Source organism: Nocardia sp. CA-135953 (assembly GCF_050955735.1).
Classification (GTDB): domain Bacteria; phylum Actinomycetota; class Actinomycetes; order Mycobacteriales; family Mycobacteriaceae; genus Nocardia.
Genome location: NZ_CP192082.1, coordinates 205,454 through 218,931, shown reverse-complemented (window position 1 = coordinate 218,931; position 13,478 = coordinate 205,454). Strand labels below are relative to the sequence as shown.

Sequence of the window (13,478 nt, the reverse complement as noted above, 5' to 3'; positions counted from 1 at the left end):
GATCTCCCGGCGATGTCGGCCGGTGCGGTTGCCGTCGCTGGGTGACCCCTGTTCGGCTGCACTGGACATCGACACCTCGATCACCGGAACTGCAGGCAGGGGACTGCCTGCTCGAACTTCGAGCGCGGATGCTCAGGTCAGGTTCGCGAACGAGTGGCGACGACGACCGCGACGAAGGTCAGGGCGCAGCCGATTACGGCTGCTGGTGACAGCCCGGCGCCGGTTGGGGTGAGGAGGTCCAGGGTTATCGAGGCCAGCAGTTGGCCTGCTACCGAGGTCAGGCCGAGCAGCAGAACACCGATCCAGCGCACGGTAACGGCGGCGAGGGCGATGAAGGCGACGCCGATGAGTCCGCCCGGATAGAGCCATGGCTCACTGGGGAATTCGGTCGGCCAGCCGGTGCCGAACAAGATGCAGGCCTCGATGGCGAACAAGGCAGCCGTGCCGACGCCGAAGTTCACCAGGGTGGCGGAGAACGGGCCGCCGACCGCGCCGACGCGACCGTTGACCGCCTGCTGCCAAGCCAGTCCGATTCCGGCGAGCGCGGGCAAGAGGATCAGCGCGGCGGTGGGCCCGGTGCGCAGCCATTCGGGCACCGCCGCGGAACCGACCGGCGCACCAGACCGTCCCGCTGCGGCGAGGACCACTGCGACCAGGGCCAGCGCCGCGCCGCCGACGCGCGAAATAGTGACCGGGGTGCGGCCGTTCGGCGCCACCCCGAGCCGGTCCACCACCAGACTACTCAGCAGTTGACCGCCGACCGTGGCGACGGTGAAGGCCGTGACGCCGATCGCCGCAACGGTAAGTCCTTGGCACGCAACGAAGAACGCACCACAGAGCCCACCGAACAACTGCACCGGCCGCAACTCACCACCGGCCACCGCCCGCCGCACCCGCACCAGCCCGTCCCGCAACCGCCGACTGACCGCGAACGCAATCAGCAACACCACCAGACCGAGGCCGAAGCTGATACAGGCCGCCGCGATCCCATCCTGCAACCGCACCCCCAACGCCCCATTGATCCGGCCCTGCACCGCCACCCCGACCCCGATGCAGAACCCGAAGGTCAACCCCACCTTCGCCCGCGCCACCATCCCCGCACCGTACCGCCACCCCCACATCCCCGACCGCGCCACAGCACACCGCGACCCCGCGCCGGCCGGATCAGACACCCTTCGCTGGAGATCGCAGCCCCGAATTCGCCCCGGAATGGCCGGTCACCCTCGATGCAAGTCGGCCGAGGATGTTCGTCCGATGCTTCTGGCCGTGCATCATCGGCCGAGTCGACCACCAACAGAGCCCAACCAGCCAAGCGGCAATACGAGCGCTCGGACGCGGATCACGCCCGCGAGCCTGCGCGGCCGTCGACCTGATCGCCGACGATCGACGCAAGGCCCGCATCGTCACTGTCGAGGCGCAGCTGAATCCGGCGCTGCTGATGCGCCGGGCCGAGGTGATGCGCTCGTTCGCGGGCATCATGATGGCGGTCTGCGCCGAGCAGATCGGTGCCGATATCGTCGAAAGTGCCGGTGACCAAGCAGAATTCGCCGCCACCCAGCTGCTCGGCGGGCTATGGGAGACCACCGACAGCTGGCTGGCGGGCACCCTCGCGATATCCCGCGACACGCTGATCGACCGCTCCACCGATCAGTTCCTGCTGACCGCGCCCCATCTCATCGAATCAATGCTCAGCTGACGAGCGGCTGCTGGTGCCGCCCATCGGCAGCGGTGTCACGCGAAGTACCTACGAATCGGACTTCCGACGCGGTAGCGATGACGGAATCAGCAAGGCTATCGCGAGCATGGATGCACCCAGCAGCGCGACCGTAGTCGACATCGACAGCCACAGCGTCGCGACCGCGGCGAAACCGAATACCGCCAGCGCGACAACCTCCGAGACGAGTCCGGACACCGAAGTGACCGTCGCACGTGCCGGACCTTCGATCGCGTCCTGCAACCGAGCCCCCGCTACGACACTGGCGTTGTAGACGATGCCGTAGGAAACACCGATCGCCGTAAAACCCACGCCCGCAAGCACATACACCGCACCCGGCCAGCGGACCGCGAGACCGGCGATCACCGCGCCGCCGACGAACAGCACACCACCCAGCGCCACCGCGATCGCCATGGCGCGCGCCGACATGCCCTCCGTGCGCCCCGCCATCACCGAACCCACCAGCGAACCGACAACCGTGATACCGACCAGCATCGGCACCACCGCCGTCTCCACCCCGACCTCCTGGGCGAGCAGGGCGAAGTACTCATCGAAGGCCGTAACCCCGAACAGCAGCGCCCCCAATGCCACGCCATTACGCACGGCACGCACCCGAATCGCCTCCCCCACACCGGTTCGCAGCATGTTCAGATACGTCGCGAACGGCCGTGATTCCGTCGAGATCGACGCAGCGATGTGGACACTCGACGATCCGGAATCGGCTGCCGGCGCTGGTCGTCGCCGAAGGGTTCCGTCCGCCGCCACGCTCCCACTCTGCGCTGGTCCCTGTGCACTGTCACGATCGCACTGCCCAGCGGCAGCGACCACCCGGGACGCGCTCGACTCCTTTACCGCGACCTCGCGAGTTGGGGCAACCACAATCTCGGGCGAGCCAGCCGAATCATCCAGATCCTCGACCGCCGCGGCCGATACAGCCTTCGGCGCGCTCGGCAACGACAGCCCGAGCAGAGTATGCACCGCCGCGAACGCCACGCTGCACCAGCCGAGCAACGGATAGCCGCCCCAGATATACAACGGCGTTGCGGCGAGGATCGCGATCACGATCGCGGCTTCCGAGGCCGCCCTGGCATATCCGATGATGCGCGGATACGCCCGCTGCTCGTTCCGGGCGACGAGCTCGTCATAGAGCAGTGCCTCGAACGTCCCCGACACCAGCGCGCCCGAGGTACCCCAGAGTACGAAGCCGGCCGCGAAACCCAGGTAAGTCGGCAGCACAGTCCAGCAGGTGAAACCGGCGGTCAGCAGCACACCGCTCGTTACAAGCAGCCCACGCCGCGACACCGTATCGGCCCAGGCACCCGATGGCACCTCGAGCAGGAAGGCGGTCGCCGACCACATCGCCAGCAACGAAGAGATCTGCCCGGTGCTCAAACCATGATCGGCGAACAGCACCGCATACAGCGCGTATAGCGGAATGAGATCGCCGATGCCCTTGAAGAGCACCGCCCGCACCGTAAGCGCGCGCACATCGCTCCCGCCGGTCCGCGACCTATCGAATCAATAGCCGTAGATAAGCAAACGCATACCGTCAGCCTGACAACCCGCCCCCGAGCACGTCAAGCGATTTTCGGACGCACTCAGCCGAGCGGCAACCATCCGTTGGCGGTATGCAGGTCCCCATCGCCGAATTCCCGACCGTTGAGCCCGGGGCCGACTCGCCCCTGATGCTCGTTCAGATCGGTGATCAGTTCCGAGACCGGATGCGAATCGCTGTAGTGATAGCCCTGGGCCAGCGCGAAACCGAGTTCGGTCAGCACCGCGGCCTGGTATTCGGTCTCCACGCCCTCGGCGATCACCTGCAGGTCCAGCGCACTGCTCAGTGCGGCGATCACGCCGAGCAGTGGCGGCGCGGGCGAGTCCGAGCGGATCGCGGCGACGAAGGACTGGTCGACCTTGAGGATGTCGCTGGGCAGGGTCGCAAGGCGGCTCAGCGAGGAGTAGCCGGTGCCGAAGTCGTCGATCGCGATGCGGACGCCACGCTCGCGCAGGATGTGCAGATTGCCGATGGCCGTTTGAGATTCGGCCGCCAGCTCGCTCTCGGTCACCTCGAGCACCAATTGATCGGCAGGCCAGCCGGTGCTGGCCAGGATATTGGCTACGCGGTCCGCATAACCGGTCTCGGCCAGTTCCAGACCGCTGACATTGACGTTCAGCGTCAGATCCAGTTGTGCGAAGGTCTCCTGCAAGCGCGCCGCGTCGGCGCAGGCCCGACGCAGCACCAGCTCGTCCAGATCGGAGATGAGGTCGTATTCCTCGGCAACCCGGATCAGTCCCTCGGTGGTGACATCCGGCTGCGCACTGGACGACCAGCGCAGCAGCGCCTCGACACCGACCGCCTTGCCGCCACCCTCGGTCAGGCTGACGATCGGCTGGTAGTGCACATCGAGTGCGCCCTGGTCGATCGCCTCGCGCAACTCGACCGCCAGCGGCAACTGCCGCGACGACTCCAGCACCGTCCGGTTGCGCCCCGCCTGCTTGGCCCGGTACAGACCGACATCGGCCCGACTCACCAGCAGCGAACCCGACTCACCCGGCTGCCAGGAGGTGACACCGGCCGAACATCCGGTGGTCACCGATGCCCGCAACTGCTCGGTCAGCAGAATCGCCGCCTGCTCGGTGGTATTCGGCAGCAGCAGCGCGAAGGCGTCACCGCCGTAGCGGGCGAGGCGCTGATCGGGCGCGAGCAACTTCGACCAGGTATCGGCGACCCGCTGCAGCACCGCATCGCCCGCGCGATGGCCGAGGTGGTCGTTGATCTTCCGGAAGCGGTCGAGGTCGACCAGCACCAGCGCCAGCCCCTGACCGGTACGGGTGGCGGTTTCGATCGCCCCGTTCAGCGCCCGGTCGAAACCGCGCCGGTTGAGCAGTCCGGTGAGCACATCGATATCGGCCTCGGACGCCATTCGGGTCAGGATGCCGACCACCACGCCGACGCCGAACGTCACACCGGCCGGAATCAACCCGGACCACCACGGCAATGTGGGATGCACCGGCCGCGTCGGCATCACCCACAGGCACATGGCCATAGCGAACGCTATGTGCGCGAATGCCTGCGGCCATGCGAAGAACAATGCGGCATCACAGGCCACGAATACATAGAAGGAGGCGAGACTGATCGCGCCGACGGTATTCGGGAACGCGTATACCGCGATGGTCACCAATACCGTCGCAATCGCGACATAACCATGGTGAATCCCATGCGGCAACCGCGGACCCCAGCCGAGCAGGCTGAGTCCGAGCAGCAGCGCCACCGCGGCGGCGGTACCCACCAGTGCTCGATTGCCTTCGCTGCCCGGGGCGATTCCCGTGATCAGCAGGCCGAGCGCGCCCCCCATGACGTAGAAGGCACCGGTGGTCCGGGACATGACCATTGCCGTCGCCAACGCAGACGCGGCCCGCACCCGGGTTCGGGTATCGCCGCGAGACCCGATTCCTCGCACGGGGAATAGCCTAGACATAGAAATTGCCGACAGTTGCCACATCCTGTGAATCCGGCATGGCGAACCCCTAGCTATTTACCTGTAGGCAATGTGGGACGGGCTAATTCGAGATGTTCATCGCGGTGGTGTCAGCACCTCGGTACCGACGAACGGTACCAGCGCGGCAGGCACCCGGACAGAACCATCGGCCTGCTGATTGTTCTCCAGGATCGCCACAATCCAGCGGGTGGTCGCCAGCGTCCCATTCAAAGTGGCTGCGATCTGCGGCTTTCCGTTCTCGTCGCGATAGCGCACGGCGAGGCGGCGGGCCTGGAAGGTGGTGCAGTTCGAGGTCGAGGTGAGCTCGCGGTAGGTCTGTTGGGTGGGCACCCAAGCCTCGCAGTCGAATTTGCGAGCGGCCGAACTGCCCAGATCGCCCGCGGCGACATCGATAATTCGATAAGGCACCTCGACGGCCGCGAGCATGTCCTGCTCCCAGGCGAGGAGACGTTTGTGCTCGGCCGCGGCCTGCTCCGGCGTGGTGAACACGAACATTTCGATCTTGTCGAATTGGTGCACCCGAATGATGCCGCGGGTGTCCTTGCCGTAGCTGCCCGCCTCGCGCCGGAAACACGACGACCAGCCCGCATAGCGCTTCGGGCCGGCGCTCAGGTCCAGGATCTCGTCCGCGTGGTAGCCCGCCAGCGGCACCTCCGAGGTGCCGACCAGGTACAGATCGTCCTCCTCGAGGTGGTAGACCTCGGCGCTGTGCTGGCCGAGGAATCCGGTACCGGCCATGACCTCCGGGCGCACCAGCACCGGCGGAATCATCATGGTGAACCCGTTGGCCACCGCCTTCTGCGCGGCGAGTTGCAACAGACCCAGCTGCAGCAGCGCACCGTAACCGGTCATGAAGTAGAAGCGCGCGCCCGAGACCTTCGCGCCGCGTTCCATATCGAACAGACCGAGCGATTCGCCGAGCTCCACATGGTCCTTGGGCTCGAAGTCGAATTCCCTTGGCGTGCCGATGGTCTCGAGCACGATGTAATCGTCCTCGCCGCCCGCCGGGGCGCCTTCCTGGACCACGTTCGAGATGGCACGGTGCGCGGTGTCCATATCGGCGTCGGCGGCGTGCTGCGCGGCCTCGGCCTCCTTGACCTTCGCCGACATCTCCTGCGCCTGTTCGAGCAGGACGGAGCGTTCCTCCGGCTTCGCCTTGCCGATCAGCTTGCCCATCGTCTTGTGCTCGGCGCGCAGGTTATCGGCGTTGGCCACCGCCGCACGGCGCGCCGCGTCCGCCTCGAGCAGGGCGTCGACGAGGGCGGGGTCTTCGCCGCGGGCGCGCTGCGAGGCGCGGACCGCGTCGGGGTTGTCCCGCAGGAATCGGAGGTCGATCATGGGTGACCAGCCTAATGGTCGCGATATTGCTGTTTCACGCCGATATCCCAGGACGCGGACCGTGCCGCGATATACGCGCGCATAGTTGGCATGGTCTTCGCACCGCTGATCGGGCTCGGCGTACTGCGGATATTGACCGGTGGGGCCGAGACGGGCGGGCACCTGGTGCACCACGGCGACGTCGCGCATAGGTACGACCGGGGCACTTCGGATCGATTCGACCAGGTCGTGGCACCAGCGATCAGACGCTGACATGATGGGTCGCAATGTCTGCTGATGATGTGACCATGGATCCGCACGAATCCGAGCCGCCCTCGGGCGAGTCGTCGCGCGTGGAATCGTTCCCGCAGTCGGTGATCATCGACCGCGACGCCGTCGCCGACGGCAAGTTGCATCTGTCCGCGCCGAAGCTGCGTTGGGTATTGCTCGCCGCAGCGACCGGTGCCGTCATCATCTCGCTGGTCGGTCTGTTCATCACCGGCTACGACAACGACAAGGGTCTGGAGGCGCACAATCCGGGTTCGCCGGGCCAGACCGCCTTGGACAAGGAGTTCGGCACCGCGGCCAAGGGCGATTGCCTCAGCTGGAGCAAACAGGACCGCGGCGATCTGGTGAAGGTCGCCTGCTCCAACAAGCATCTGTTCGAGGTCGCGGCCGATGTCGATATGGCCAAATACCCCGGCGTGGAATTCGGTCCTGGCTCACGTTTTCCGGACTCGCTGCGACTGACCGAACTCAAGGAAGAGCACTGCACCCCGGCCGTCGACCAGTACCTGAACGGCAAGTTCGATCCGCGCGGCCGCTATGTCGTAGGCCTGATGTATCCGAGTCCGGACGGGTGGAAGCACGGTGATCGGACACTGCGCTGCGGACTCCAGTTCTCCGGCAGCACCGGCACTCCGCTGCCGACCACCGGCGCCGCTACCGAGCACGATCAGTCGAAGGTCTTCGAGCCCGGCACCTGCCTGGGCATCAATCAGAATCTGCCCACCGATCCAGTGGACTGCGTGCAGGCGCATGCCGTCGAGATCGTGTCCACCGTCGACCTCGGCCAGCACTTTTCCGGCGGCCCGCCCGCCAAGGACGACCAGGACAAGTTCATGGAGGACGAGTGCGCAAAGGCGGCCAACGACTACCTCGGCTCACCCGACGCGGTGCGCAATAAGACGCTGACGCTGTTCTTCGACTACCTCGACGCACGCAGCTGGCTGGCGGGCAGCCGCAAATTGGACTGCATGATCGGAAAGGGCACCGACCGTGAGGGTTTCGCACCGATCACCGGATCGGCGAAGGGCGAGATCCTGATCAACGGCCAGGCTCCGGTGCCGCCGCCGAATTCGGGCCGCTCCACCCCCGCCCCGCTGCCCGGCGCCGCACCGCTGCCACCACAGCCGCAACCGCGCTGATGGCGGTGACCATGTCCGCGGACCGGTTCGAGGAGCTGGTCGGCGATGCGCTCGATCTCATTCCGCCGGAGTTGGCTCGCGCCATCGACAATGTGGTCGTGCTGATCGAACCGCGCAATCCGGAGGATCCACATCTGCTCGGGCTGTATCACGGAATCGCGTTGACCGAACGGGACAGTCACTACGGCGGCTCGCTACCCGACACCGTAACCATCTATCGCGACGCGATTCTCGACGTCTGCGGCGATGAGCACGAGGTCGTCGAGGAGGTCGCGATCACTGTGATCCATGAGATTGCACACTATTTCGGCATTGACGAAGACCGGTTGCATGAGCTGGGATGGGGCTAGTCTTATCCAAGCTGCATTTCGGGCTCGGCTCGACGAGCGCGAAACCAGCACGGATGACCGAAAGAAACTTGGGGATTCGATGGAACCGATCGCGTTGCTGTCGCGTCCTATCACTCGAAGGGGGAATTCTCGTGGTTCCGCCCCACAGCCACTAGAAGGAGTCGAGTCATGGTTGGACATGTACTGATCTCGCCCGAGGCCATTCTCGCCGCCGCGGCCGAACTCGATCTGGTCGCCGAGCGGCTTTCCGCAGCGTCCATGATCACCGCGCCGGCCACACACGTGATCCCGTCCGGCGCCGAAGAGGTTTCGTTCGTATCCGCCAGCCACTTCAACCAGGGCGCGGTGACCCACGATCATTCGATCGCCCAGGGCATTCTCGAACTGCACCATGCTGCCCAGACACTGCGTATGCAGCTGGCCCAGCACATCGCCGGCGACGTCGTGCGCGCCGCCGGAGTCGACGCAATTCAGGTCTAGCAGCCCGCACCGCTGTCCTCGACCACCATTCAGACATTCAGGGGAGTTAAAAGCATGGTTGCAGGAGTTACCGGGGTCGTATGGATCGCCCGGCCATCCGAAGTCAACTCGGCCACCCTTCACGCGGGCGCACACGCGATCCCGATTTCGGCGGCCGCTACCGCATGGGGCGCACTCACCGCCGCCTGGGTCGACGCGACGACCACCGTTGCCCGCGTCATGGCCGAGCTCGGCGTCGGCATGCAGGGCGTCAACGGTATCGCCGCGCTCGGCAAGCTGACCGGATTCCTCGGCTGGTCCGAGCAGCAGGGCGTGCAGGCCGCGGCGATGGGCGGTAAGGCCGCGGCGAACGTCATCGCCTACGGCGTTGCCGCGCTTGCGATGCCGAGCCCGCCCGAAATCGCGGCTGTCAATGCCGCGTTGGCCGCTTCGACCAACCCGGCAGGCGCCGTCACCGGCGCCATGGAGGCCGCCGAGATCGCCAGGAACGCCATGGACATCCGCGCGGCGCTGGTGATGGAGACCTACGAGGCGGCGACCTCGGCGATGTTGGCTACGCCCGCCGACTTCATGATGCCGCCGCCGATCGCTGCGGGCGCGGGTCAGGCCGAGCCGAGCGGAAATGCCGATGCCGCGTTCGGAGCGCCCACCGACCCGATCTCGACGGCGGTCGCCGCCGTGCAGGCGTTCGTATCCAACCCGGGTGTGGCCAGTGCCGCCACGCAGGCCGCACAGGCGGTCGGTTCGGTTGTCAGCACCGGTGTTTCGACGGTCGGCAGTGTGGCGACCAATGCGGTCACCGCCACGGCAAGCACGCCGATGAGCACAATGGCCCCGATGGCTATGGGTGGCACCATGGCGGCGGCGGGCAGTGCAGCCGCGACCCGTGCGGTCTCGTTCTCCGGAATCTCGGCCGGTGGTGCGGGCGGCACCCAGCTCAAACTGCCGGAAGGGTGGGGTACGGGCAGCGTCATCGGCGGCAACACAGCGACAGCGGCACCCGAGGCGGTCGCATCTGTCGAAGCCGCACCGGCCCGGTCGAGCAACAGCGGCGCGGGTGGTAACCCGTTGCTGGGGAACCAGGCTCGTGGCGACGAGGACGACGAGTCCGAGCACGACAGCAAGGTCGACCTTCGGTCCGATCACTTCACCGACGGCCGCTTCGCCGCCGACGGCGTGATCGGCGCCAATGCCGGGACGGTTGGGTGACCGTCCTCGGTACCAGTGGTGGGCCCTCCGCACTCGAGGCGGTAGTGCTGTCGCCCGACGAGATCCAGTTTCTCCGCGAGAAGCTGGATCTCGATGACCTTCCGGTTGTGCTGAACGCACACGCTCGCTTCGACAGCGTGCCCGCGCTTCAGGCGGCAATGGCCCGCGCGGCCGAGTCGCTCGAACAACGAGACCTGCTGATCGACAACGCGGTTCAGCCCGACTTGGAGGACCGACTGCGGGTACTGAACCGCCCGCACTGGATTGTCACCATGCGGCTGATCGTCGAGGGGTACGTGAGTCGTTTCTGTCTGGCGAAGAGCGATGACCTTTCCGTCGTCGCCCTTCGCGGGCAGGACTCGTATGTGATCGACGAAGTGGGAATCGACTTGGCCGGCACCGTGATAGCGGCGCTCGGCACGGCCCCACCGCTCGAGCTCTACGGCATGAACGCACCGACCGAGGAGCTTGCCACGATCTTCGAGGACCTCGGCGATGCCGCTGCAACCGCCGGACGACTCGCAAAGGTCGGCACTCCCGCGCAGGACGCGCAAACCCTCGCGTCGGCCGTGGTCGAAATCCATTCGCATGCACAGATCAGCGCCGTGCTGTACGGGGACGGCACCCGCGACATCGTCGACAAGCACATCGCCGTATTCAACACGCGCAACGGACGATTCATCTCAACGGCGAGCGTTGCCGACGACGGCACCAAGTGGTCGTCACTGGCCACCGGTACGCCCGCCCGCCTGCGCGCCGCCCTGGAGGATCTGATCCATTCCTTGCCGGAGCGGGAAGAGTTTCCGAAAAGTCCGACGTTGGCCTGAGGGCTGAGCGAGGCACTGTGCCCCAAGGGGATTCAGCCCATAGGGTCGTCGGCGGTTGGCGCCACTTCGTAGGCGAAGGGTGGCGTGAAGCGGCCCCAACGGATGCATTCCCAGCCACCCACGGGGCGGGGGACGAGTTCGATGGTTTCGGTGTTGTCGAGGTGGTTGTTGGTGGTGAAAGGCGGTGCCACACCACTGAGGTTCCGGGAGACCAAGCGCATGGCGGCGCCGTGGCTGACCACCAGGATGTCGCCATCGCTGCCATCGGTCAGGTATTTGGTGCGCAGATCCTCGACGACCGGCAGGAAGCGGGCCAGGACGTCGTATCCGGATTCGCCGCCGGGGACGCGTTCGGCGAGATCGCCTTCGTGCCAGGCGCGGTAGATCCGCTGGAAGAACGAGTGGGCTTCCTCGGTGTTCAGACCCTCCATCTCGCCGACCTGAACTTCGTGGATGTCATCGAGCACCTCGACCGGTACGCCGGTCGCCGCCTCGATGTATCCGGCGGTCTGTCTGGCGCGCAGCGCGGCCGAGCAGAACAGCGCCTTCGGCGGTCTCAACAGACTGGAGCCGAAGGTTTTCGCTTGGGCCGCACCACGTTCGGTGAGCGGTAGGCCGGGAATACGGGTGTCCAAGATCTTGGCTACGTTGCCTTCGGTCTCGCCGTGGCGAACGAGTATCAGTCTGCCGGTCATAGGTCGGCCACCCCCTTACGCAATTGGGTCAGCCACTCGGCGGCCGGTTCATCCGAGGGCGGTGGGGTTCCGGTCGCCGAGGTCGCGGGCCAGGAACCGAGGAAACGGATCCGCGCCGTGCGGTGCAATGCCTTGAGTGCCTCGGCGACCGCGGTGTCATCGATATGCCCGACGCAGTCGAGGTAGAAGCGATAGGTGCCCATACCTGTTCGGGTGGGCCGGGATTCGATTCTGGTGAGATCGATACCGCGGGTGGCGAATTCGGCGAACGCGCGCATGAGCGAGCCCGGTTCGTTGGGTAGGTCGAGCACAATCGAGGTGCGGTCCGCACCGGTTGCCGACGGCGCGACTCGAGGGCGGGTCACCAGCACGAAGCGGGTAATCGCCTGGTCGTGGTCGGCGACACCCGACACCAGCACCGTCAGACCGAGGCGTTCTCCGGCCAGCGCGGTGGAGACCGCGGCGTCGGCACGACCGGCCGCGACGTCCTCGGCCGCGGCCGCATTCGAGGCCGAGGTGTACATCTCGACATTCGGCAGCGTGCGCGCTATCCACAGCCGAACCTGGGCCCCGGCGACCGGATAGGCGGCCAGGATGCGAACATCGGCCAGCTCCGTACCCGGCCTGGCCAGGATCGCGAAGCTCACCTCGAGCTCGGTTTCGGCGACGATCTGTAGCCGCGGACCGATGGTCAGCGAATCCAGGGTCGACGAGATGGAGCCCTCGACCGAACTCTCGATCGGCACAACCGCACCCTCGACATCACCGGACCGGATGAGATCTAGCGCCGCGCCTTGGCTGGGCGCGGCAATCCGCTCGACCGGTCCGTCGAAGGCTTGCGAGGACTCGAGCTTGGCGAGGGCCATCTCGGTAAAGGTTCCGGACGGCCCGAAGTACGCGATTCGCGGCACGGTTACGACATTACTTGCGTGCGCGGAGGATGCTCAGAGTTCCAACTAGATCGTCGGGTGCATCGGATTCGATCGCCAGCAACACGCTGCGCGCAGCCTCGACCGCAGGCGGCTTCAACGAGGTCAGAAAGGCGATATCGGGCCGAGCCAACGCCGCCCGAATATCCTCACCGCACAACGCCGCAACTGTTCCCGCGACAATACCCAGCGCTCGCTGCCCATCGGAGGTGCGCGCAATGAATCCGCCATCCGAGTGCGCGACCTCGACCAGAAATCCGGCGATCTCCGCATCGCTCACATCCGCGTCGAGAACCCGGACGCCGACCGCCCCGGTCCCCACCGCCCGCACCAGCCCCTCATCCAAACTTCGCCGCGCCGCCGACGGCGCCGCCAACGAAAGCAACACCGGCTCCCCCGCCACCCCGTGCGCCACCTGCACTCCATCCGCCATACGTCCACCGTAACCACGCCCACTCCCCACCCCGCTCGCCTGGGCTCGCAGGGCCACCTGCCCAATCCCCGCACGCGCACAGCGGTCGGCCACCCGACAGCGTCCACCCGCTCGCACCGGGTCGCCCAACGGCACGCACTCACCTACACAAGCCGGTACCACCACCGCCCGCTCCGCGCATTTCCCCAATCCCCGCCTGCGCCGGGTCGCCCGACGGCACGCACTCACCTACACAGGCCAGGACCACCACCGCCCGCCCGCGCACCTGCCCAATCCCCGCACGCGCACAGCGGTCGGCCACCCGACAGCGTCCACCCGCTCGCACCGGGTCGCCCAACGGCACGCACTCACCTACACAAGCCAGTACGACCACCGCCCGCTCCGCGCATTTCCCCAATCCCCGCCTGCGCCGGGTCGCCCGACGGCACGCACTCACCTACACAGGCCAGGACCACCACCGCCCGCTCCGCGCACCTGCCCAATCCCCGCACACGCACGGCGGTCGGCCACCCGACGGGGTCTACCCGCTCGCACCGGGTCGCCCAACGGCACGCACTCGCCTACACAGGCCAGTACCACCACCGCACCCTGCGAGCA

13 protein-coding genes are annotated in these 13,478 nt (G+C 66.6%); 6 read left to right on the top strand and 7 right to left on the bottom strand.

Going from position 1 to position 13,478, the window contains the following annotated elements:
• Positions 1-137: 137 nt before the first annotated feature.
• Positions 138-1,094, bottom strand: a complete 957-nt coding sequence (locus ACQPXH_RS00965; protein ID WP_433600470.1) for a DMT family transporter — start codon at positions 1,092-1,094, stop codon at positions 138-140.
• Positions 1,095-1,243: 149 nt separating this feature from the next.
• Here ACQPXH_RS00965 and ACQPXH_RS00960 point away from each other — a divergent pair, with 149 nt between their 5' ends.
• Complete coding sequence (locus ACQPXH_RS00960) at positions 1,244-1,696, top strand: hypothetical protein (protein ID WP_433600469.1); 453 nt, start codon at positions 1,244-1,246, stop codon at positions 1,694-1,696.
• 48 nt (positions 1,697-1,744) lie between these two features.
• Here the strand turns inward: ACQPXH_RS00960 and ACQPXH_RS00955 are convergent, their stop codons facing one another.
• The 3 genes from ACQPXH_RS00955 to serS form a co-directional block, all read right to left on the bottom strand.
• Positions 1,745-3,202, bottom strand: coding sequence for an MFS transporter (locus ACQPXH_RS00955; RefSeq protein ID WP_433600468.1), 1,458 nt, complete (start codon positions 3,200-3,202; stop codon positions 1,745-1,747).
• 110 nt (positions 3,203-3,312) lie between these two features.
• Entirely contained in the window at positions 3,313-5,175 is a 1,863-nt protein-coding gene (locus ACQPXH_RS00950) for a putative bifunctional diguanylate cyclase/phosphodiesterase (RefSeq protein WP_433600467.1), read from the bottom strand.
• Between the two features lie 114 nt (positions 5,176-5,289).
• Complete coding sequence (gene serS, locus ACQPXH_RS00945; RefSeq protein WP_433600466.1) at positions 5,290-6,552, bottom strand: serine--tRNA ligase; 1,263 nt, start codon at positions 6,550-6,552, stop codon at positions 5,290-5,292.
• Positions 6,553-6,818: 266 nt separating this feature from the next.
• Here serS and ACQPXH_RS00940 point away from each other — a divergent pair, with 266 nt between their 5' ends.
• From ACQPXH_RS00940 to ACQPXH_RS00920, 5 genes are all read left to right on the top strand, one after another.
• Positions 6,819-7,958 carry a septum formation family protein gene (locus tag ACQPXH_RS00940; protein WP_433600465.1) on the top strand — a complete coding sequence of 380 codons (1,140 nt, stop codon included), beginning with the start codon at positions 6,819-6,821 and terminating at the stop codon, positions 7,956-7,958.
• Positions 7,958-8,308 (top strand): metallopeptidase family protein, encoded by a 351-nt coding sequence (locus ACQPXH_RS00935; RefSeq protein ID WP_433600464.1) that lies wholly within the window; start codon positions 7,958-7,960, stop codon positions 8,306-8,308. Before ACQPXH_RS00940 ends, ACQPXH_RS00935 begins: the two co-directional genes overlap by 1 nt.
• Before the next feature lie 168 nt (positions 8,309-8,476).
• A complete protein-coding gene (locus ACQPXH_RS00930; RefSeq protein ID WP_433600463.1) occupies positions 8,477-8,788 on the top strand; it encodes a PE family protein in 312 nt (103 codons plus the stop codon).
• 54 nt (positions 8,789-8,842) lie between these two features.
• The gene (locus ACQPXH_RS00925; RefSeq protein WP_433600462.1) at positions 8,843-9,997 is read left to right on the top strand and encodes a PPE family protein; all 1,155 of its coding nucleotides are present in this window, start codon (positions 8,843-8,845) and stop codon (positions 9,995-9,997) included.
• Positions 9,994-10,824 (top strand): ESX secretion-associated protein EspG, encoded by an 831-nt coding sequence (locus ACQPXH_RS00920; RefSeq protein ID WP_433600461.1) that lies wholly within the window; start codon positions 9,994-9,996, stop codon positions 10,822-10,824. The genes ACQPXH_RS00925 and ACQPXH_RS00920 overlap by 4 nt, the downstream gene beginning before the upstream one ends.
• 32 nt (positions 10,825-10,856) lie before the next feature.
• On the opposite strand, the gene ACQPXH_RS00915 is transcribed toward ACQPXH_RS00920, so the two are convergent.
• The 3 genes from ACQPXH_RS00915 to ACQPXH_RS00905 are packed head-to-tail and all read right to left on the bottom strand — an operon-like array spanning position 10,857 to position 12,881.
• Positions 10,857-11,519, bottom strand: a complete 663-nt coding sequence (locus ACQPXH_RS00915) for a histidine phosphatase family protein (RefSeq protein ID WP_433600460.1) — start codon at positions 11,517-11,519, stop codon at positions 10,857-10,859.
• Entirely contained in the window at positions 11,516-12,430 is a 915-nt protein-coding gene (gene pheA / locus ACQPXH_RS00910; RefSeq protein ID WP_433600459.1) for a prephenate dehydratase, read from the bottom strand. Before pheA ends, ACQPXH_RS00915 begins: the two co-directional genes overlap by 4 nt.
• Positions 12,431-12,440: 10 nt before the next feature.
• Positions 12,441-12,881 carry a hypothetical protein gene (locus ACQPXH_RS00905; protein WP_433600458.1) on the bottom strand — a complete coding sequence of 147 codons (441 nt, stop codon included), beginning with the start codon at positions 12,879-12,881 and terminating at the stop codon, positions 12,441-12,443.
• Between the last annotated feature and the right edge of the window lie 597 nt (positions 12,882-13,478).

What these genes read in the sequence shown, in the direction of transcription:
- ACQPXH_RS00965 (WP_433600470.1), bottom strand. Translation starts at nt 1,094, where the DNA reads ATGGTGGCGCGGGCGAAGGTGGGGTTGACCTTCGGGTTCTGCATCGGG.
- ACQPXH_RS00960 (WP_433600469.1), top strand. Translation starts at nt 1,244, where the DNA reads ATGTTCGTCCGATGCTTCTGGCCGTGCATCATCGGCCGAGTCGACCAC.
- serS (WP_433600466.1), bottom strand. Translation starts at nt 6,552, where the DNA reads ATGATCGACCTCCGATTCCTGCGGGACAACCCCGACGCGGTCCGCGCC.
- ACQPXH_RS00940 (WP_433600465.1), top strand. Translation starts at nt 6,819, where the DNA reads ATGTCTGCTGATGATGTGACCATGGATCCGCACGAATCCGAGCCGCCC.
- ACQPXH_RS00935 (WP_433600464.1), top strand. Translation starts at nt 7,958, where the DNA reads ATGGCGGTGACCATGTCCGCGGACCGGTTCGAGGAGCTGGTCGGCGAT.
- ACQPXH_RS00930 (WP_433600463.1), top strand. Translation starts at nt 8,477, where the DNA reads ATGGTTGGACATGTACTGATCTCGCCCGAGGCCATTCTCGCCGCCGCG.
- ACQPXH_RS00925 (WP_433600462.1), top strand. Translation starts at nt 8,843, where the DNA reads ATGGTTGCAGGAGTTACCGGGGTCGTATGGATCGCCCGGCCATCCGAA.
- ACQPXH_RS00915 (WP_433600460.1), bottom strand. Translation starts at nt 11,519, where the DNA reads ATGACCGGCAGACTGATACTCGTTCGCCACGGCGAGACCGAAGGCAAC.
- ACQPXH_RS00905 (WP_433600458.1), bottom strand. Translation starts at nt 12,881, where the DNA reads ATGGCGGATGGAGTGCAGGTGGCGCACGGGGTGGCGGGGGAGCCGGTG.